The organism is Herbaspirillum sp. CF444, assembly GCF_000282135.1.
Classification (GTDB): domain Bacteria; phylum Pseudomonadota; class Gammaproteobacteria; order Burkholderiales; family Burkholderiaceae_D; genus Herbaspirillum.
Genome location: NZ_AKJW01000018.1, coordinates 68,324 through 89,219, shown reverse-complemented (window position 1 = coordinate 89,219; position 20,896 = coordinate 68,324). Strand labels below are relative to the sequence as shown.

Genomic DNA, 20,896 nt, shown 5'->3' with positions numbered 1-20,896 from the left:
GATTTTAGCAGATCGCGACACCAAATGGAAGCCAATGCGTGGCTTTTTTCCAACCTCATCGCAAAAAAACCAAATAAATCAAGGATCTGGGTGCGTGCCGGAAACATACACCCCCACATATACTCTCCCGCCTATTCAATAGACTGCCCCGCCGCCACGCCCGAAGCCCAGGCCCACTGGAAGTTGTAGCCGCCCAGCCAGCCGGTGACGTCGACCGCCTCGCCGATGAAGTGCAGGCCCGGCACCTTGGCAGCCATCATGCTCTGCTGCGACAACTCGCGCGTGTCGACGCCGCCCATGGTGACTTCGGCCTTGCGGTAGCCTTCCGAGCCGTTGGGCTTGATGGTCCAGCGGTTGAGCGCTTCGCCCAGCTTGCGCAACTCTTTATCGGGCATGTCGGCAATGCGCGCCGCGCCGTCGAAGCCGTTGGCCTTGAGCAAGCCGTCCGCCAGGCGCGCCGGCAGCCATTGCGCCAGCAAGTTGCCGAGGTTCTTCTTGAGCGTGGTCTTGCCTTCGATGAAAGTTGCGGCGACGTCGATCTGCGGCAGCAAATTCAGCGTGAGCGAGGCGCCCGGCTGCCAGAAGCTGGAAATCTGCAAGATCGCCGGGCCGGACAGGCCGCGATGTGTAAACAACAAATCTTCCAGAAAATAGCCGCGCTCTTTCTTGACGCCGGTTTCGACCTCGACTTCCAGCGCGATGCCGGCCAGGTCGACAAACGGCTGCCAGCCGGCGCCGTCGAAGGTCAGCGGCACCAGGCCGGGACGCGGCTCGACCAGCTTGAGATCGAATTGCCTGGCGATGCGATAGGCGAAGTCGGTCGCGCCGATCTTCGGAATCGACAAACCGCCGGTGGCGATGACGACGTGACGCGCCAGGATTTCGCCGCCATCCGTTTCCAGGCGAAACAAGTCCCCGTCCTTGCCGACCGAGGCCACGCCGCAGGGCATGCGCCATTCAACGTGGCCGAGATCGCATTCGGCCTTGAGCATTTCGATGATGTCTTCCGACGTGTCGTCGCAGAACAACTGGCCTTTGTGCTTCTCGTGGAAGCCGATGCGGTAGCGTTTGACCAGCGCGAGGAAATCCTGAGGCGTGTAGCGCGACAAGGCGCTTTTGCAGAAATGGGGATTTTGCGAGAGGAAATTCTGCGGCGTCGCGCCGATGTTGGTGAAATTGCAGCGGCCGCCACCGGAAATGCGGATCTTCTCGGCCAACTTGACGGAATGGTCGATCAGCACGACCGACTTGCCGCGCTGCCCGGCCACGGCCGCGCACATCATGCCTGCGGCGCCGGCGCCGATTACTGCTACATCGAATGGTGTTGTCATGTTTGCTTTCGCCAACTTGCTTTACTGGCGAAAGCAAACGGCATCATTGGAAATAAGGCGGAGGCGACTGATCCATCCACAGCTCGGACGACATGCGCATCATATCGTTGAGCGAGCCGCGCTGGGTGAATGCCTGACGCAACCAGCCGGCATCGCTGAGCCGGTTGTGCGCCATATGGCGCAAGCGCTTCAGGGTAATCAGTTCGACTTCGTTCTGCACATACGGCTGCAACAACTGCAATTGCAGCAACAAATGCTCGAAGATCGGCAGTTTACTCGAAGTCGCCGGCGTATCGCCATGCAAAGCCAGCATGCCGTTGAGGCCGAAGCGGCTGGCTTCAAAACGATTGTACTGATACAGCAGGTAGAAATCGTCGCGCATCTCGAATGGCCGCTCGGTCAGGATCCAGCGCGCCAGCAACTGTGCATACGCGCCCAGATGGGCGGCATGCTCGATGGTCAGCGGCGTGTCGCAGACGCGGATTTCGACGGTGCCGTATTCGGGCTTGGGGCGGATGTCCCAGTAAAAGTCCTTCATGCTGCCGATGATGCCCATCTGCAGCAGTTCGTCGTAATAGGTTTCGAACTCGCTCCACTTGGTCTGCACCGGCGCCGTGCCCGACAGCGGGAAGGCGCGCACCACGTTGCTGCGCGAGGAATCGAACTTGGTGTCGGCGCCCTGATAGAACGGCGACGCCGCCGACAGCGCGATGAAGTGCGGCACGAAACGCGAGAACGCATGCGTCAGGTACAGCGCATCGTCGCCGTTGGGAACGCCGATGTGGATGTGCTGGCCGAACACGGTGAAGGTCTTGGCCAGATAACCGTATTTTTCGTGCAGATGGAAGAAGCGTTCGCTCGGCGTGATGCGCTGCTCGTTCCAGTGCTGGAAGGGATGCGCGCCGCCGCCGGAGACGTCGATGTTGAGATGCTGCGCACCGCGATTCAATGCCGCGCGCAAACCCTTGAGTTCTTCGATCAACTCATCGACGCGCGTATGGATGCCGGAGTTGAGCTCGATCATCCCCTGCGTCATTTCCAGCTTGATCTGCTTTTGCAACTCGCGCGGCGCAATCCAGGTCAGCAGATCGACGGCATCGCTGGCGAGATTGTAGTTGCGGCGATTGACCAGTTGCAGCTCCAGCTCGATGCCCATGGTGAACGGCGTCGACGACGTGAACGGCAGGATGCCTGCGCTGCTGGTGGCGCCAACTGTATGCGTCAGGTGCGGACTGGCGGCATGGTCAGTCGCCAGTGCGTCTTCTTGGATAAGTGTAGTTGTCATTCGCGTCCACTTTCACCAGATTTGATTAAGGCGAATTGCGTGGCGACCGGGCCAAACAATTCGAGCACGATCAGACATCCCGCCAGCAACGGCACCACGTCGGCCGTCGTGTGCGGATACAGCGTCGAAATCGTCTGCATCAGCCCAAGCCCTGCTTCGGTCATCGGCAAGGTGCCCAGCGTGAGCAAGCCGGCCTGCTTCCAGTTCATGCGCGCGAAACGGGCAAACACGAATACGCCGCAGCCCATCGCCACGAAACGCGCAGCGATCAGAATCAGCACCGACCAGCCGACCATGGTGAGATCCGCCAGACGCATCGAGGCGCCGACCGTCACGAACAGCATCACCACGAACAATTCGTTGGCGACGCCGAACTCCAGTTCCATCAAGTCGTACTGGCGATCCAGGTTCTTCGACAAAATCGCGAAGATCAGCATCGTCAGCATCACCGGCAAGTGCAAGGCATGCGCCACGCCGATGGCCAAGGCAATGACCGAAATCACCAGCACGAACTGGCGGCTGCCCTGACGTCCCAGCAAACGCGCCAACGGCATCATCAGCCAGTAGGTCAGATACGCCAGCACGAAAGAACCAATCAGCGAATACGCCGTGTGCTCGACCAGCGTCAGCACCGGCGTGCCGGACTCGTGCGCAATCACCGGCAGCAAAGCGTAGGCCGCAAGAATTGCGACAAAGTTGTTCAACGCCGTCATCGTGGCCAGACGGCGCGTGACCTGGCCTTCCGCCTTCAAATCACGCAACACCACCAGCACCACCGCCGGCGCCGTGGCAATCGCCCACACGCCGCCGAGCAGAGCCAGCACCTGCGAGGTGCCGAACCAGGACAAGGCCAGACTGACAAACACAAAACACAGCACGGCAGACGTCACGACGGTGGCCAGCAGCCACTTTTCGCGCCTGAGCCAGCCGATGTCGACATAACGTCCAAGCTGGTACACGACCAGCGCCACGGCAATGTCGGCAAAAATATTGGTGACGCTCAGCACATCGCCGGACAACCAGTTCAGACCGCCGCCGCCGAGAATGAAACCGACGATCAGATAACCCGTGATACGCGGTACCCAGGGTGACTTCGACACGACATGACCGGCTATCAACCCGAATAGCAACAAGCTACCGAACAGCAGCAACGCGTTCCATTGAAGCGGTTGCGCAAGGGCGAAAGACGGAAGAGTCCACTGCATAGCTCCTCCTGGTTTTAGATTTGACGTGCATCCGGGCGCAACGTTCGCTACTGCTTGTTCCTTCGCGATACGCAGCTGTTAATGCTGATGCACTGATGATGAAATGAAGAAGTGATGCTTATCGCATTTACCTCGAGAGCGAACCCGAGGATAAACCAGTTTTATAGTAAACGAAATATTTTCCTATGTTGTGATCGTCACGTTCTGAATGGTGAAAGCGCTTTCATTGTTCCCAGAATTGACCGTCGGCAGTTATCAGTGCAGACCTGATTCGCTTGTCAGAAAACACCGACAATGCCGCCTCTCGATAGCGCGCAAGCTGCGCCGCATAAGCCGTGCGCTCGCTGTCGAGAAAATTGCGTTTGTAGTCGAGAATCCAGACTTCCTCATCGAACACGACCACGCGATCGCAGCGCAATACGCCGTCGCCGGTCACGATATCCATTTCATTGCGCGCGTGACGATACAAGGCCGGATTGAAGAACCGCTCCAGCGCCGGCTGCGCCAGCATGGTTGCGGCTTGTACGCGTATGGTCGTCGCCAGCGGGCGCGGACACGGCAGCCAACGCGCAATCACGGCATCATCCGGCAATGTCGGCGGCCATGTTTTTGCATGCGTCAAGCGTTCCAGCAAGGCATGCAGAGCAACGCCCTCCTCAATCGCTTCATTGCTGTAATTATCTGCCGACGGTGCAATCGATACCGGTTGCGGCACGGGATCGAACAATGCCAATGAAAACGTTTGCTCGGCCGCGGCAAGCTCATCGTTGCGTTGCGCCTGCGGGTGCACTTCTTCCATGCCCGCGACATCGCCGGTGCGGTCGAACAGGCGGTGATACCAGCTGCCCTCCTGCACGCCGCCTTCCAATGCGCCGCGCGTACTCGCCACGCCGCTGACGATCAGCAATTGCTTGGCGCGCGTGATGGCGACGTAGAGCAAATTCCAGTCTTCCTGCTGCTTGAATCCCTCCTCCGCATCGAACCAGCGGTCGCGCGCCAAGCCGCGTTCGCTCTTGCGCCCGAAAGCGGAAAAATGCGTCGGCGCGTCTTCATCCTGCGGCCAGTCGCACAGGATGCCGACGTTGTCGTTGGCGGGATCGCTGTGATTGGTGTCGAGTATCACGACCACCGGCGCTTCCAGGCCCTTGGCGCTGTGCACGGTGAGGATGCGCACGGCGTCGGCGGCGGCATCGATGCTGGCTTCGTCCGGCGCATCGCTTTCGGCATGGCGCTGCAGAACGCGCAGCGCGTCGATGAATTTCGGCAGACTCGGATAACGGCCGGCGTCCAGATTGAGCGCCAGTTCGACGAAGGCTTCGATGTTGCCCAGCGCCTGCGTGCGCATGGCCGGCGCCACCGATTGCGCATAGCGCGCCACCAGTTGGCCCTGATGCAGGATCATGTCGAGCAAATCATGTACCGGATAATGCGGCGCGGCTTCCAGCCATTGCGACAGCAGCTGCACCGCGCGATTGATCGCAGGCGACGCGTTGCCGCCGTGCTGCTGCGCCCGGACACGCTGCCACCAGTCGCCCTCTTCGCGCTGCGCCAGCGCGATCAGATCGTCGTCGGAGGCGCCGATGATGGGACTCTTGAGCACATGCGCGAGCGCACGCGTATCGTTGGGCGTAATCAGGAAAGTCAGCAGCGCGATCAGGTCGGCGATTTCCAGCGAGTCGAGCAAACCGCCGCGCTTGTCGGAAACGAAGGGAATGCCGGCGTCGCGCAAGGCGCTTTCGTAAGCAATCAGATGGCGGCGCTTTTTCACCAGCAGCATCACGTCGCCCCACTTGAGCGCGCGTTCGCCGTCCTCGCCTTTGACGGTGATGCGCGTGCGCGCCTGCAAGATCGCCCGAGCGATCAATGCGCCTTCGTCGCGACGACGCGCATCGTCTTCCTCTTCTCGTGGCGTGGTCAATGGATTGCGCATCGGCGTTTGCGTTTTGGCATCGACGACAGCTTCGGCTGCGTCTGCAGCGGCTTCCGGCGCCTGCACCAGAGGCAGTTTCCACACGCCGCCGCCCGGCATGCCCAGCGTCGTCTGCGGTGCGAACAGGGCATTGCGACCGGTGAAGCTGGTATTCAGCACGTCGACGATGACCGTCGCATTGCGGCGCGTCTGGTTGGCGCGCAACACCGCGGCGCCTTGCTCCTGCAACATGTCGCGCGCTGCCGAGAACACGCGCGGCTCGGCGCGGCGGAAGCGGTAAATCGATTGTTTCGGATCGCCCACGACAAACACCGTCGGCTGCGCCGCATCGCCGCCGTAGGCGCGCAGCCAGGAGCGCACGATGCTCCATTGCAGCGGATTGGTATCCTGGAATTCATCCAGCAGAATGTGCTTGTAGCGCGCATCGAGGCGGCTTTGCAGGTAGGCCGCGCTCTCTTCGTTGGTCAGCAGGCGATAGGCTTGCCATTCCAGATCGGCGAAGTCGAATACGCGCTGCTCGGCCTTCACTTCCTGATACGCATCGAGATAAGCGCGGCCGGCGATGAACAAGGCGCGATTGAGCTTGAGCACGATGCCTTCGGCGCTGCGGCGCTGCAATCGTTTCAGCGCATTGCCGGTCAGCTCGAAGGTTTCTTCGAACAGCGAGACGGCAACTTCTTCGTCCACGCCATAGTGTTCGGCCAGCGCCGCCTTCAGGGCTTTGGTGCGCGCATTGTTGCCGCGCGTTTTCTCCGCGTCGTCATAGAACTGCGAGGCAAGCGCAGCGAAATTCTCCGGCGACGCTTCGCCCGCGACCAGCGTTTCGATAATGGTCGCGCGCTTCTGGTTGGCGACTGCGCCTTTGCCGAGCACGGCAGATATCTCGTACAGCTTCGCCTTCAACGCGTCATCCGACCAGACGTCGAGACGCGCATCGCGTTGCGCATCCGGTCCGCACAAACCCTCCAGCCATTGCAGCGGCATGTCGTCGGAAGACAGCGGCGGCATGGTCGCCGCCCACCATTCGGCACGCTTGTCGAGGAAGGAATCCAGCAGGCGCCTGGCGCCGCTGTCGCCGGCCAGGTCGTACAACGCCAGCAAGGCTTGCTTGATGTCGATCTGCGGCGGCTTCTGCACGGCTTGCATGAAGCGGCGATAGGCTTCGTTCATCAGCTCCCCGTTCTTCTCGGTCAGCGCATAGCCGTGCGGCACGCCCGACGCCAGTGGCGCGATTTGCAGCAAGCGCGCAAACCAGCTGTGGAAGGTGTCGATGGAAAGACTCTGCTGCCCCGACAAAATCTGCTCATAGAGCACGCGCGCCTGCGGCATCACGCGCGGCAAATCGGCTTCGCCGATGCCACGCTCCAGCAGCAATCCTCGCGCTTTTTCCGCCGGCGCCAGTGTCAGCTCATGCAACAGCTCCATCAGGCGCTCGCGCATTTCCTGCGCGGCTTTGCGTGTGAAGGTGATCGCCAGCAATTCGGCCGGTTTGGCGCCGGCCAGCAGCAGACGCAACATGCGCGCCACCAGCAGCCAGGTCTTGCCGCTGCCGGCACAGGCTTCCACCACCACCGAATGGCGCGGGTCGCAGGCGGCTGCGGTGAAGGCTGCCGCTGCGGCGGGCTGGCCATTGATTTCGTAGGCCGAAATAGGCACGACAGTCGGCGCAATGTCTTTTTCTGTGTTGTCCATGGCGCTCATTGCCAGACTCCCTTGCGGCACAGACCGCGTACTTCGCAATACTGGCAAACCGATTCGATGCCGTTGGCCGGCAGCGGCGCGCCTTGCGTGACGGCGTGCATGACCGTGGTGATTTGTTGTTGCAGCGCCTGTTGCTGTCGTTCGAAATCGGGCGCGGCAACATCGCCGGTTTTGTCCTTGAAGGTTTCCAGCGCGACATAGTGCGCGGCGGCCATGGTTTGTCCGGACAGCAGACCGTAGAACGGCAACTGATGATCTTCCGCGTCTTTCAGCTTGGTGGCCAGCGACGGCAAGGGACGCGTCTTGTAGTCGAGCACCGCGCGTTCGCCTTCGGCGTTCTCATCGACGCGATCGAGGCGACCGTGCAGCTCGATGCCGCCGCCCGGCCATTCCAGCATGTGTTGCAAGGCGATTTCACCGAAGGCGAAATGCCAGCCCTGCCCTTCGCGGTCGTTGGCCCAGACGAGGTACGCCGGCATGACTTTCTGCCAGCGCGCAGCGTAGCCGAGCGCCGCCGGATGCTGACTGATGGCTTTGCCGAATACCTCGTCGGAGATGGCGGCGAGCAAGGCCGCGCGTTGCTCCAGCGGCGTCTTCTGGTCGCGCACGGTCTCGTGGTAAGTCATCAGGATTTCATGCAGCCAGCCGCCGTAGTCGCGCTTTTCCGGCATATCCGACAACTCGTCCATGATGCTCACGCGCAGCATGCGCAGCGCGAAGAATTGATACGGGCAAGCGACAAAACTATTGTAAGCGCTGGCCGACAGCTTGGGCGGCAACAAGGTCGGCGCCGATGGCGTCGGCATGCTTGCCGGCTCCGCCTGCAACTGTTGCGACGGCAATTGATGGCGCAGCACGCGTATCGGCTCCATGCCGGCTCTTGCCAGGCACAGCTCCATGCGCTCCAGCCAGGGACTCATGGGATTGGGTTCGCCATCCTTGTGCGTCTGCCAGCTCAGGACCACTTCGCGGTTGGCGCACAGGAGTTCGGTGAGATCGCGCAATTGCTGATGCTGGCGGCTCAGGCGCGTCGGCAAACCGAGTTCGTGCCGCACGGCGTTGGAAAAGAATAGCGTCTCCTGCGGCTGCGACGGCAGATGTTCGGCATCGGCGCCGATCACCAGAACGGCGTCGAAGTTGCGCAGGCGCGCGCCGTTGAGCGGCAGCATCACCACACGACGATCGGTGATCGGCGGCATGAAGGTCACGGCGTCGAGTTGCAGGTTCAGCAAGGCGCGCCATTCGGCGAAAGAGAACAGTTCGCTGCCGTCTGCATTGCGCGCGCTGTCGTCGCCCAGATCCTGCAGCAACTGCAAGGCCTGCTGGCCGGCGGTGTCTGCTTCGAATGCGCTGCGCATGTCGAGCGCATCCAGCAGTTGCCGGGCGCAGTCGCTCCAGGCCGACAGGCTCTTGCGGCCTTCGAAGACCGCCGCTTGCCGGGCCACGGCATTGAGGCAATCGGCAGCGGCGGATTCATTATTGAAGACGGCAAGAATGCTGCGCCATTCGCCGGCGATGTTCTGGCGCCGCAGTTGCCATTCGATCTGCATCACGGCGGTGGGCTTGTCCGCCATGCCGGCGAAGATGAACGGCGACTTCAGCAAGTCCAGCAGCGCAGTGGTTTCGCCGCGCGAGGTGACGACGTCGCACCATGCCGCCAGCGCCGCGGCGGCGCGCGTGGTGGAGAGCTTCCAGCCGGTTTCGTCGGCCACCGATACCTCGGCGCGTTCCAGCAAGGCACGCAGGCGACGGGCGCTGACGCGATCTTGCGCGACGATGGCGATGTCCTGCTTGCCTTGCCGCAGCCAGTCGAGCACGATCAGCGCGCTTTGCTGCGATGCTTCTTCGAGGCTGCCGGCCGGGCACAGCGCCATGGTCGGGGCGTCCATCCTCGGCGCAAATAAATCGTCAGACACCGGCGGCAATGACGCATCGCACAATTCCGGCCAGGCGGTCTGATACAACAAGGGAATATCCGGTCCGCGCCAGTCGATGACGACCGGCTGGACGTCGGCGTGTTCGGCATAGGCTTCCAGGAAGGCCTGCTCCATCGGTTCCGGCGCAACCGGGCTGATCCAGATCAACGGCGCCAGCGCACCGTGTTGCGGCGGCTGCGCCAGGGCCAGCATGCGAGCGTAGCGCCGCACCGTCTTGTCGTTGCCGTCGAGCTGGCTTTTCCAGATCGACCAGACCAGTTGCGCCTCGTCCGAGAGCATGCTGCGCGCCGACGGCGACAATTGATTGAGGGCGGCTTGCCAGCGCTCGTCAGCGTCGCCGGGGGTCTTTTCCATGGCGGGCAGCAGCGCCTGCGTGAGTTCGTCCGACAAAGACAGCAAGGTCTGCGCCAGCGGCAGCAGATCGGTGTTGCGGCGCGCGGTGAACATCTTCTTGAGCCAGCCGTGCTGGCGCAATTGCGCATACAGCTGCATCAGCCGCTCGCTGTCGGCGCTTGCCGGTTCGGGTTCCTGCATGGCCAGCCAGCCGGCCATGGTGTTGATGCGCGGCGGAATGAACGCGAGCGTGCCGGGAACGACCTTCGCCAGCTCCTGAGCCAGCGCCGCGCGCCAGTGCACCGCGTGCGAAAACGCCGGCACCACCACCTGACAGCCGGAAAAATCGCGCGACCCGGCCCGCACGGCCTCGCCCAGCGCGTGATCGGCGTCCAGCAGCGCGGCCGCGGTCTGCGGCCAGAAATCGACGGACGGACTGATCAGCAAGGGCGAATGGAGCATGCGGCGGGAATCTTGGAAAAATGAGCAACAAAAATGGGAAACAACCGGAAAATAAATATCTATCGAAAACATTGCCGAAAACTATCATCCGGCCATGCCTTTGCGGCATTGTATGCGAGAGCCCGCCCGAATGCGCGGGGGCGTGGGCCAAGGCGCAGGCAAACGCCCGCGCAACAAGGCTTTCAATCTGAAACGCACTTTTTTCAAAAATGGGTTATGATTGCCTCCGTACCCCGCCGATTACCCGCTGCCGCACTTCAAAATAACTTGAATTAGGGCGCAACGACTCCATCTGCTTTGAGCACTTACTTAATAAGCACTTAGCAATTCAGGAAGCGTTGATGGCATACGCCACGCAAGCGGTATGTTCCCACGGCGCTATTTGACTACTTATATATCCCTCATACCGAGGAAATACCATGAGCGAAAACATCAAACATATCTCCGACGCATCTTTTGAAGCCGACGTTTTGAAATCCGACAAGCCGGTCCTGGTGGACTTCTGGGCTGAGTGGTGCGGACCTTGCAAAGCGATCGCGCCGATTCTGGAAGAAGTCGCCAAGGAATATGACGGCAAGCTGCAGATCGCCAAGCTGGACGTCGATTCCAACCAGGCCATTCCAGCCAAATTCGGCATTCGCGGCATTCCGACGCTGATCCTGTTCAAGAACGGTGCGGCAACTGCGCAAAAAGTCGGTGCCTTGGCCAAGGGCCAGCTGACTTCGTTCATCGACAGCAACATCTAAGAAGATTCAAGGCGGCGATACGCTCGTATTGCCGCTTGTTGTGCTTACAAGTCAGCCTGATTAGATACTTGTGGCCTGTTCTTTAATTTACACACACCACGCAACTCCCTCCCCCACCTTTTACTATTCCCATCTCGGGACACTCATATGCACTTATCAGAATTAAAGGCGTTACACGTCTCCGCATTGCTTGAAATGGCAATTGGTCTGGACATCGATAACGCAGCGCGCCTGCGCAAACAAGAACTGATGTTCGCGATCCTCAAAAAACGCGCGAAATCGGGAGAACAGATTTTCGGCGACGGCGCCCTTGAAGTCCTGCCTGACGGCTTCGGCTTCCTGCGCTCGCCCGACGCCAGCTACATGGCGTCCACCGACGACATTTACATTTCGCCTTCGCAAATCCGCCGCTTCAACCTGCACACGGGCGACTCCATCGAAGGCGAAGTGCGTACGCCAAAAGACGGCGAGCGCTACTTCGCGCTGGTCAAGGTCGACAAGGTCAACGGCGAAGCGCCGGAAGCGTCCAAGCACCGCATCCTGTTCGAAAACCTGACCCCGCTGCATCCGAACAAGATCATGCAGCTGGAGCGCGACATGCGCGGCGAGGAAAACATCACCGGCCGCATCATCGACCTGATCGCGCCAATCGGGCGCGGCCAGCGCGGCCTGCTGGTGGCGTCGCCGAAGTCCGGCAAGTCGGTCATGCTGCAACACATCGCCCACGCCATCACCACCAACCATCCCGACACCGTCATGATCGTCCTGCTGATCGACGAACGTCCGGAAGAAGTGACCGAAATGCAGCGCTCGGTGCGCGGCGAAGTCGTGGCATCGACCTTCGACGAACCGGCAACGCGTCACGTGCAGGTTGCCGAAATGGTGCTGGAAAAAGCCAAGCGCCTGGTCGAAATGAAGAAAGACGTGGTCATCCTGCTGGACTCGATCACCCGTCTGGCGCGCGCCTACAACACCGTGATCCCGGCATCCGGCAAGGTCCTGACCGGCGGTGTCGACGCCAACGCGCTGCAACGTCCGAAGCGTTTCTTCGGCGCCGCGCGTAACGTCGAAGAAGGCGGCTCGCTGACCATCATCGCCACCGCGCTGATCGAAACCGGCAGCCGCATGGATGACGTGATCTATGAAGAATTCAAGGGCACCGGCAACATGGAAGTCCACCTGGAACGCCGCCTCGCCGAGAAGCGCGTCTACCCGGCAATCAACCTCAGCAAGTCCGGCACGCGCCGCGAAGAACTGCTGATCAAGCCGGACCAGTTGCAAAAGATCTGGGTCCTGCGCAAGCTGATGTACGACATGGACGAAATCGAAGCGATGGAATTCATCCTCGACAAGATGAAGTCGACCAAGAACAACGCAGAGTTCTTCGACATGATGCGTCGCGGCAGTTAAAAGCGGCCAACACAACGCCGCTGGCCGCGTTGCAACGCCTTGCCGGCGACGCCGTGTCAGCCACTTTCGAAGCAAGCGATTCTTCAAAAATCCGCCCGAGCAATCCGGCGGATTTTTTTTCAGCACGATCCGTGCAGGCCGTTTGAGCAGATATCCCTCCTTTCTTCTCCGTCGTCCCAGCGAACGCTGGGACCCAGTGTCGTGACGATGTGCGATACGACGCTGGGTCCTGACTTTCTTCAGGACGACGGACGTATCAGAACGTCATGATTCGCAGCGACGAACAACGTTCGCTCATTTCGCCCTTACATTTTTTATAGCGGGCATGTGCCGCGAATACAGTAAACTGTCCCGACTAAATTCGCCGGCAAACAACAACAGGCAGTGCCGCAATGGCATACCTCTTGCATGACCGGTGACCGAGCATTCCGCCGGAATGCCGAGCAACTAAGATTAACGAGACTGACCGGAATCATGCGCCAGCGCCCCGGCAGGGAGACAACGATGTCCGATGCCAACACCAGCAGCGCCGGCAACCCGCGCGCCAATCTTCCGCTGTCCGACGTCATGCTGCGCCGCCTCAAACTGAAACCGCTGCTGATTTTTGAGCGCGTGCTCAGTTCATCCTCGATTGCCCGCGCCGCGCGCGAATTGAATCTGACCCAACCCGCCGTCACCAAGGCCATCCATGAACTGGAAGCCGACCTCGACGTGCCGCTGTTTGAACGCACCAACCGGGGCGTCACGCCAACCTGTTACGGCACGCTACTCGGCACGCGCGTCAAGACCGTCATCGCCGAACTGCGTTACCTGACCGATGAGCTCAACACCTTCCGCACCGGCGACAGCGGCCACGTCATCATCGGCGCTGCGATCCCGGCATCCGCCCCTCTGTTGCCGCAGGCAATCACGCGACTCAAGCAGCAGCGTCCCGGCGTGCTCATTACCGTGCGCAACGCCCCGGCCGATCAACTGTTTCCAGCGCTGGCGACCGGCGAACTCGACATCGTGGTCGGCAGCCTGCCGGAACACGATCTGCCGCCGACGCGCGTCTGCGCCTTCGGACACAGCGTGCTGTATCGCGAAGCACTGTGCGCCGTGGCCGGCTGCAGGCATCCATTGGCCAAACGCGCCGACATCCAGTTATCCGACCTGCTCGACTGGCCCTGGATTTTCCCATTGCAAGGTTCTCCCGCACGATTGACGACCGAACGCCTGTTCCTCGATGCCGGCCTCGGCATGCCGACCAATGTGGTGGAGTCGCAATCGGTGCTGACCAACATCGGCCTGATGCAGGATTCGCCGTCGATCTCGCTGATGCCGCGCGCCGCGGCCCGGCATTTCGCCAATCTCAATCTGCTGTCCATCCTCGCATTGGGCGATCTCGGCGCGCTCGGGGACAGCGGCGACATCGGCTATTCCATCCGCACCGACCGCGAGCCGACGCCCGCCGCGCAGGCATTTATCGCCTGCCTGAAGGAAGCCGCGGCAACCTGCTGACAACCGCGAGGCTCTCAGCGGTTTCCTTTCAGGTAACAACCAGCGAGCCGGACATGCTTTCATGGCCGGAACCGCAGAAGATGTCGCAATAGAAGGTGAATTCCCCGGTCTTGTCCGGAATGAATCTGAGCTTGGATACCTTGCCCGGCAGCACGTCGGTCCGCACGCCGAAGTCCGGCGCATTGAAGCCCATGGGAATATCGAGACTGGTCAGCTCCAATACCACCGGCACGCCTTTTTTCAAGGGAATCACGCTTGGCGAAAAGTCGAATCGCTTGGCCGTCACCTTGATGACCCGTTCCTTGGGCTGGGCTACGGCAATCGCCATCGCCCCCAATCCGCCTGCCGCGCAACCGACCAGCAACAGACGACGTTTCTTGTCGATCTCATTGTCAATTTTTTTCATATTCATGATTTCGCCGCTCCTACGGCCAGTTCGGTAAGCGTGTATTCGGTGCCGTTCGGTTCGGGTTTCACGGCCCGCACGCCAAGTCCCCGATACGGATGCGCACTGTCCCAGGGCAAGGGCGTACGCTTGGCTTGCGAACCCGGCGCCGGCAGCGGGAAGATCAGCGACTTCGCGGAGTGATGCGCGATGTGGCCGGTCATGTGATGGTTTTCCTGATGGATGTGACCGTAGAACACGGTGACGTTGGCATGCGGCATCAGCAGCTCGACCGCCTTGGCGCCGTCGCGCGTGGCCCAGTCCCATTGCGGATACAGGTCGAACAGCGGGCGATGCGCGAATACCACGATCCTGGCGTCGGCCGGCTGCTGCTTCAGATCGGCGGCCAGCCAGGCGAGTTGTTCGTCGCCGAGGCGTGCGGCAGGATCCGAGACGTTGTCCAGCACGATGAAGTGCACACCCTTGTGGTCGAAGGTGTAGTTCGTCTTGCCGAAAAACTCCTGATAGGCCTTGCCGTTGTCCAGCGCGGCGTCATGCTCGCCCGGCATGAAGTACACCGTCTTCACCTTGAGCGCCGACACGATCTCGCGGAACTGGGCCAGCCGCTGGCGGCGCTCGCGCGGGTCGTCCGTGGTGTGCGTCAGGTCGCCGGTGAAGACGATGAAATCCGGCACTTGCTCCAGGCCGTTCACGGTTGCGACGGCTTTCTGCAAGGTGCCCTTGGCGTCCGGATTGACGTCGCCCTCAAACCCCCAGTGCGAATCGGACAGCTGCACGAAGAAGAAATCTTCTTTCCCTGCAACGCCCATCGTCTCCGCCGCTGCCGCCCAACCGCTCAGGCCGGACGCAAAGATGACGCCGCCCAGTCCTGCCAGGCGAAGAAAATTGCGCCTGTCGACGCCGTTGTTTGCGTCATTGCTGGTGTGATTGTTCGTATCATTGTTACTATCGTTGCCCATGACGTCCTCCAAGGTTGACCGATCACCTGATCGATACCTCCCTAAACCGCCGTCCCGGAAAATTTATTCCCGTTATTTTTTTCGCCAAATCGGGAATAAATCGAAGGCATTGCCAGTCTCGTATTGATAACCAATGGAAATGCGTGCATGACCGACCCGATAAAGAACCGACGATTTCACATGCTGGTGATGCCGCATCTGAACTCGGCCTTCAACCTGGCCTGCTGGCTGACACGCAGCCGACACGACGCGGAAGATCTGGTGCAGGAAGCCAGCCTGCGCGCCTTCCGTTTTTTCGATGGATTTCATGGCGACGATGCCCGCGCCTGGCTGCTCACGATCGTCCGCAATACCTTCTACACCTGGTATCAGGAGAATCATGCGCAACAGCAGAACACGCTCTTCGACGAAGAATTTCACAGCCTCGACGCCGCGGATGCCGTCGACATGCACTACCGCGACAACAATCCGGAGCAACTGCTGTTGCGCAAGGACAGCGAACGGCAGTTGCAACAGGGGCTTGCAGCCTTGCCGCTGGAATTTCGCGAGGTGATGGTGATGCGCGAACTGGAGGACCTGTCGTACAAGCAGATCGCCGGCATCGTCGGCATCCCGATCGGCACGGTGATGTCGCGTCTCGGTCGCGGCCGCAAACTGCTGGCAAAAATTCTTGCTCCGGCAAATCAGGGGGAATGATGGAACACAGCGAAATCATGGAACTGCTACCGGCTTATGTCGATCAGGAACTCGGCATAGCGGAAACGCTGACCGTGCAACGCCATCTGGATACCTGCCCGGAGTGCCAGCGCGAATACGTCGAACAATTGGCGCTGAGCAAACGCATCCGCACCGAAACCGCTTACTTCAAGGCGCCGCCCGACCTTGCCACCCGCATCGCCGATGCATTGCCGCAAGACAAGCCGCATCGGATCAGTCTGCCCGGCTTCCCGGCGCGCTGGAATCTTGGCTGGCTGCAAGTCGGCACCGCGATGGCGACCTTGCTGGTCGCGGTCTGGAGCGCCGGCCTGTACCTCAACCTGCCGACGGCCGAGGAGCGCCTGACGGAAGAGGCCATCTCCAACCACGTGCGCTCCTTGCAGGCCGACCATCTGACCGACGTCGCCTCCACCGACCAGCACACGGTGAAGCCGTGGTTCAACGGCAAGCTGAATTTTTCGCCGACGGTGATCGATCTGGCGCCCCAGGGTTTCGTGCTCGAAGGCGGCCGGCTGGATTACCTCGATGGTCATCCGGTGGCGGCGCTGATCTATCGGCGCCAGAAACATCCGATCAACCTCTACATCTGGCCTGCCAGCGGCAAGGATGCCGGGCCGCAGGCCGGGAGCAGCCGCGGCTATCACGTGGTGCGCTGGACGGCGGATGAGATGAATTACTGGGCGGTGTCCGACGTGGCGGAAAACGAATTGCTGAAGTTCTCCGGAATTCTGCGGCTGGCGACGCATCAGTAAGACAAGCGGCCTATTTTCATTGAAAAGCCGTGACGCGCGTCGCGGCTTTTTTATGCGCAACGGTCGCGGAAAAACCGCTTGACCGCAATTTTCTGCGTACACTACTATTTCAGACGCTTCGGTCAGAACAAAAACAGACCGAACCAAAACAAATAAGAATCAAAGCAGAGACAAGCAAAGACGGGCACCTTCGCCTATCCTCCGGCAACTATTTCATCATCGGCATCACCAGCGTCATTGGCATCCGCAGCATCGTTGTATGTTGTAGAAGAAAGCGGCACACCGGCTATTTACCCATACCGGGCAGTAAAAGCAGCCGTCTGCCAGACGGTATAAAAACAGCAGCATCGCAAAGACAACCAATCAGGAGGAGCAAAGATGAAAGTCAGGATGACAGCCATCGCGGCGACCGTGGCCGCCGCATTTGCAGGGGGATTCGCCGGACCGGCGACAGCGCAGATTTCAGGAGACGTCGTCAGGATCGGCCTGATCACCGACTTGTCGGGCGTCTACATCGACATCGACGGCCAGGGCGGCGTCGAAGCGATCAAGATGGCGATTGCCGACTTCGGCGGATCGGTCAACGGCAAGAAGATCGAACTGGTCACCGCCGACCATCAGAACAAGGCCGACATCGCCGCCTCCAAGGCGCGCGAATGGTTCGACCAGCAAGGTGTGGACATGCTGATCGGCGGCACCAATTCCGGCACCAGCCTGGCCATGGCCAAGGTTGCGGCGGAGAAGAAAAAAACCTTCATCGCCGTCGGCGGCGCCACCGCGCGGCTGACCAATGAGGAATGCTCGCCCTACACCATCCACTACGCCTACGACACGGTCGCGCTGGCCAAGGGAACCGGCTCGGCCATCGTCAAGAATGGCGGCAAGACATGGTATTTCCTGACCGCCGACTATGCCTTCGGCGCATCGCTGGAGAAGGACACCTCCGACATCGTCAAGGCCAACGGCGGCACCGTCGTGGGTGGAGTAAAACATCCGCTGGGCGCGTCGGACTTCTCGTCCTTCATGCTGCAGGCCCAGGCGTCGAAAGCACAGATCCTGGGCCTGGCCAATGCCGGCGGCGACACCATCAACTCGATCAAGGCCGCCAACGAATTCGGCATCAACAAGACCATGAAGCTGGCCGGCCTGCTGATGTTCATCAACGACGTGCATGCGCTTACCCTGCAGGTCACGCAAGGCATGTACCTGACCGACGGCTGGTATTGGGACATGAACCAGGAAACCCGCGACTGGTCCAAGCGCTACTTCGCCAAGATGAAACGCATGCCGTCGATGCTGCAGGCGGCGGACTATTCGGCGACGACCCAGTACCTGAATGCGGTCAAGGCCAGCGGCACGGACGATCCTGACAAGGTCATCGCGCAGATGCACAAGACCAAGATCAATGACTTCTTCGCCAAAAACGGCACCATCCGCCCCGACGGCCGCATGGTGCACGACATGTATCTGATGGAAGTGAAGAAGCCGTCCGAGTCGAAGTATCCGTGGGATTACTACAAGGTGGTGCAGACCATTCCGGGCGAACAGGCCTGGACCACCAAGGCGGAATCCAAGTGCGCGCTGTGGAAGTAAGTTTTTCATGACAAACTGACAAGCCCGTCCGCCGGATCTTGCATCCGGCGGCAATCCGGATTGCCGGCTGACTTGTGTTTGGGCCCGAAAAGCGTTTCGATCGACGGAAAACAACATCTCCGGTTGGGCAAAGCCATTCAGACTTGACGCAAACCCATGATTTCATTGTATAATTTCGGACTTTTCACCCCCGGCAAGTGATCGACAATCGGGTCAAGAGGCAAGACGACCGACGAAGTGACGATTGGCTACCATTTAATCTCAAGGCAAAAAAATGAAACAAGGCATTCACCCGGATTACCGCGAAGTTCTGTTCCACGACGTTTCGAACGACTTCAAGTTCATCACCCGCTCGACTATCGGCACACGCGAAAAGGCCGAATTCGAAGGTAAAGAATACCCACTCGTGAAGATTGAAGTTTCTTCCGAATCGCACCCGTTCTACACCGGCAAGCACAAGATCGTCGACACCGCCGGCCGCGTTGAGAAATTCCGCCAAAAGTTCGGCACAGTCGGTTCCAAGACTGCAGTCGCAGCAGAATAATCTCTGCACGATGTCAAAAAAGGCAGCTCAGGCTGCCTTTTTTGTTTTTTGCCCGCCGCATGCGGGCGAACTGTCTCATCTGCCTCAGCCGGCATGTATTCACCCCTATGGCCGTTACGGTCAAATACAACTTTTAACAGGGTTTTGCTGCACAATATCGCCTGCAAACTTGTCGACAAAACGATACCCTGAATTTGCACTCCAACAGTGCATCAAAACTAAACAAGAGCAATAACACCTTGATGAAGCCAGTCCGCCTCCCTGCCGCCGCGACCAATGCACTGCCTCGCTGGGGCCTGCTCGCACTCGGCCTGCTCTATATCCTGCCCGGCCTGATCGGTCGCGACCCGTGGAAGAACGACGATGCCGCCAGCTTCGGCATCATGTGGACCATGGCGCACGGCACGCTGCAGGACTGGCTGGCGCCGAACATCGCCGGCCTGGCGATGCCGGCGGAAAGCCCGCTGGCCTACTGGTTCGGGGCGCTGTGCATCAAGCTGTTCGGCTGGCTGCTGGGCGATCCGCTGGCGGCGCGCATTTCTACCGTGGCCTGCTTCCTGATCGGCTCGCTGTCGATCTGGTACGCGACCTACCTGCTGGGCCGCCGCAACGAAGCGCAACCGCTCAAACTGGCCTTCGGCGGCCAGCCGGAGCCGCGCGACTTCGGCCGCACGCTGGCCGACGGCGCCTTCCTGATTTATCTCGGCTTCCTCGGCCTGCTGCTGCATAGCCATGAAACCAGCGCCAAGACCATGCAGATCGCGCTGGTGGCTTATGCGCTGTACAGCTCGGCGCGCGTGTTCGACACCAACAAGGCACACCAGGCCCTGGCGCTGGGTGCGACGCTCGGCCTGCTGGTGCTGACGCATGGCTGGCTGCTGCCTAGCGGCCTGCTGATCGGCCTGCTGGTGCTGTCGGGCCTGTATTACCGTCCGGTCTTCAAATCGCTGCTGGGCGTGTCGCTGCCTGCCGCGCTGGCAATCTGCGTGATCTGGGTGCTGTCCATCCGCGCACTGCTGCCGGAAGCCGGCGCGCAGTTTTCCACCTGGCTGAGCTGGAACATCTACCAGTTGAACTGGCCGACCATGGCCTCGCTGAAATTCTTCCTCAAATACGGCGTCTGGTTCGCCTGGCCGGCCTGGCCGTTCGCCGGCTGGGCCGTGTATGCCTGGCGCCGCCAGCCGCATTCGCTGCACATCTCGCTGCCGCTGGCGTTCTTCATCCCGTTGACCTTGCTGGTGCTGCTCAACGTGCACAGCGAAGAGGGCATGCTGCTGCCGCTGCTGCCGGCGCTGGCGATCCTTGCCGCATTCGGCCTGCCGACCATGAAGCGCGGCGCCATCAATGCGGTGGACTGGTTCTCGGTGATGACATTGACGACCTGCGCGGCCTTCATCTGGATCGGCTGGATCGCCAAGGAAACCGGCTGGCCGGCGCAGATCGCCAAGAACGCCTACAAGCTGGCGCCGGGCTACCAGCCCGGCTTCAACATGATCGCGCTGGCGATTGCGGTCGTGACGACCATTTTCTGGATATTGCTGGTGCACTGGCGCATCTCGCGTCGTCCATCGGTGTTGTGGCGCGCGGTGGTGCTGTCGTCGGGCGGCGTGGTGCTGTGCTGGGTGCTGCTGATGACCTTGTGGCTGCCATGGGTCAACTACGGCAAGAGCTATGCCGGCGTCGCGCAGCAGATCGAAGAAAAGATGTCGGCCGTCAAGCAATGCGTGGAATCCAACGTCGGACCGGCGCAACGCGCTTCGTTCGCCTACTTCGGCCATGTCCGTTTTGAAGACCGTCCGGACATGCGCTGCGATTTCCTGCTGCTGCAAGACAGTATCGACAACCAGAACGCCGAACAGATGTTGCGCCAGTACGAAGGCAACTGGCAATTGCTGTGGGAAGGCCGCCGTCCGTCCGACCGCGACGAGCGCTTCCGCCTGTATCGCCGCATTGGGCAATAATTGAGGCAACGCGCGACGGCCGCCATCCGTTGCGCATTGATCGCGCCGGACGTCTGCACTGCGCTCCATTCACACAGAAAATAAAACGCAGGCTTTCGCAAGAAGCCTGCGTTGATCGTTTATC

Annotated in this window: 15 protein-coding genes; 8 read left to right on the top strand and 7 right to left on the bottom strand. The window is 60.5% G+C overall.

The annotated features are described in order from the left end of the window. Positions 1-131: 131 nt before the first annotated feature. The 5 genes from PMI16_RS03970 to PMI16_RS03950 all read right to left on the bottom strand — a co-directional run bounded on the left by PMI16_RS03970 (position 132) and on the right by PMI16_RS03950 (position 10,184). Complete coding sequence (locus PMI16_RS03970) at positions 132-1,331, bottom strand: NAD(P)/FAD-dependent oxidoreductase (protein ID WP_007876649.1); 1,200 nt, start codon at positions 1,329-1,331, stop codon at positions 132-134. A gap of 43 nt (positions 1,332-1,374) precedes the next feature. Next, a complete protein-coding gene (locus PMI16_RS03965; RefSeq protein WP_007876641.1) occupies positions 1,375-2,616 on the bottom strand; it encodes a YbdK family carboxylate-amine ligase in 1,242 nt (413 codons plus the stop codon). Then, positions 2,613-3,821, bottom strand: a complete 1,209-nt coding sequence (locus tag PMI16_RS03960) for a cation:proton antiporter (RefSeq protein ID WP_007876639.1) — start codon at positions 3,819-3,821, stop codon at positions 2,613-2,615. The genes PMI16_RS03965 and PMI16_RS03960 overlap by 4 nt, the downstream gene beginning before the upstream one ends. Positions 3,822-4,044: 223 nt before the next feature. Then, positions 4,045-7,452, bottom strand: a complete 3,408-nt coding sequence (locus tag PMI16_RS03955) for a UvrD-helicase domain-containing protein (RefSeq protein ID WP_007876637.1) — start codon at positions 7,450-7,452, stop codon at positions 4,045-4,047. After that, a complete protein-coding gene (locus PMI16_RS03950; protein WP_007876635.1) occupies positions 7,449-10,184 on the bottom strand; it encodes a PD-(D/E)XK nuclease family protein in 2,736 nt (911 codons plus the stop codon). Before PMI16_RS03950 ends, PMI16_RS03955 begins: the two co-directional genes overlap by 4 nt. Before the next feature lie 419 nt (positions 10,185-10,603). Between PMI16_RS03950 and trxA the strand changes: the two genes are divergently transcribed. From trxA to PMI16_RS03935, 3 genes are all read left to right on the top strand, one after another. Beyond that, positions 10,604-10,930, top strand: a complete 327-nt coding sequence (gene trxA / locus PMI16_RS03945; protein ID WP_007876632.1) for a thioredoxin TrxA — start codon at positions 10,604-10,606, stop codon at positions 10,928-10,930. Positions 10,931-11,077: 147 nt separating this feature from the next. Continuing rightward, positions 11,078-12,340: a transcription termination factor Rho gene (gene rho, locus PMI16_RS03940; RefSeq protein WP_007876631.1), complete on the top strand. Its 1,263-nt coding sequence runs from the start codon at positions 11,078-11,080 to the stop codon at positions 12,338-12,340. A gap of 504 nt (positions 12,341-12,844) precedes the next feature. Further along, positions 12,845-13,840 carry a LysR family transcriptional regulator gene (locus PMI16_RS03935; RefSeq protein ID WP_007876630.1) on the top strand — a complete coding sequence of 332 codons (996 nt, stop codon included), beginning with the start codon at positions 12,845-12,847 and terminating at the stop codon, positions 13,838-13,840. Positions 13,841-13,868: 28 nt separating this feature from the next. Here PMI16_RS03935 and PMI16_RS03930 read toward each other — a convergent pair whose 3' ends face one another. Next, positions 13,869-14,252, bottom strand: a complete 384-nt coding sequence (locus PMI16_RS03930) for a cupredoxin domain-containing protein (RefSeq protein WP_007876629.1) — start codon at positions 14,250-14,252, stop codon at positions 13,869-13,871. Next, on the bottom strand, positions 14,249-15,205 hold the full coding sequence (locus PMI16_RS03925) for a metallophosphoesterase family protein (RefSeq protein ID WP_007876628.1): 957 nt from the start codon (positions 15,203-15,205) through the stop codon (positions 14,249-14,251). The genes PMI16_RS03930 and PMI16_RS03925 overlap by 4 nt, the downstream gene beginning before the upstream one ends. A gap of 147 nt (positions 15,206-15,352) precedes the next feature. Between PMI16_RS03925 and PMI16_RS03920 the strand changes: the two genes are divergently transcribed. The 5 genes from PMI16_RS03920 to PMI16_RS03900 all read left to right on the top strand — a co-directional run bounded on the left by PMI16_RS03920 (position 15,353) and on the right by PMI16_RS03900 (position 20,772). Beyond that, positions 15,353-15,901: a sigma-70 family RNA polymerase sigma factor gene (locus PMI16_RS03920; RefSeq protein WP_007876627.1), complete on the top strand. Its 549-nt coding sequence runs from the start codon at positions 15,353-15,355 to the stop codon at positions 15,899-15,901. Continuing rightward, a complete protein-coding gene (locus PMI16_RS03915) occupies positions 15,898-16,674 on the top strand; it encodes an anti-sigma factor family protein (protein ID WP_157212516.1) in 777 nt (258 codons plus the stop codon). The genes PMI16_RS03920 and PMI16_RS03915 overlap by 4 nt, the downstream gene beginning before the upstream one ends. Positions 16,675-17,052: 378 nt before the next feature. Next, positions 17,053-18,267 (top strand): ABC transporter substrate-binding protein, encoded by a 1,215-nt coding sequence (locus PMI16_RS03910; protein ID WP_007876625.1) that lies wholly within the window; start codon positions 17,053-17,055, stop codon positions 18,265-18,267. Positions 18,268-18,541: 274 nt separating this feature from the next. Continuing rightward, positions 18,542-18,811: a type B 50S ribosomal protein L31 gene (locus PMI16_RS03905; RefSeq protein ID WP_007876624.1), complete on the top strand. Its 270-nt coding sequence runs from the start codon at positions 18,542-18,544 to the stop codon at positions 18,809-18,811. A gap of 242 nt (positions 18,812-19,053) precedes the next feature. Further along, positions 19,054-20,772: an ArnT family glycosyltransferase gene (locus tag PMI16_RS03900; protein WP_007876623.1), complete on the top strand. Its 1,719-nt coding sequence runs from the start codon at positions 19,054-19,056 to the stop codon at positions 20,770-20,772. The last annotated feature ends 124 nt before the right edge of the window (positions 20,773-20,896 follow it).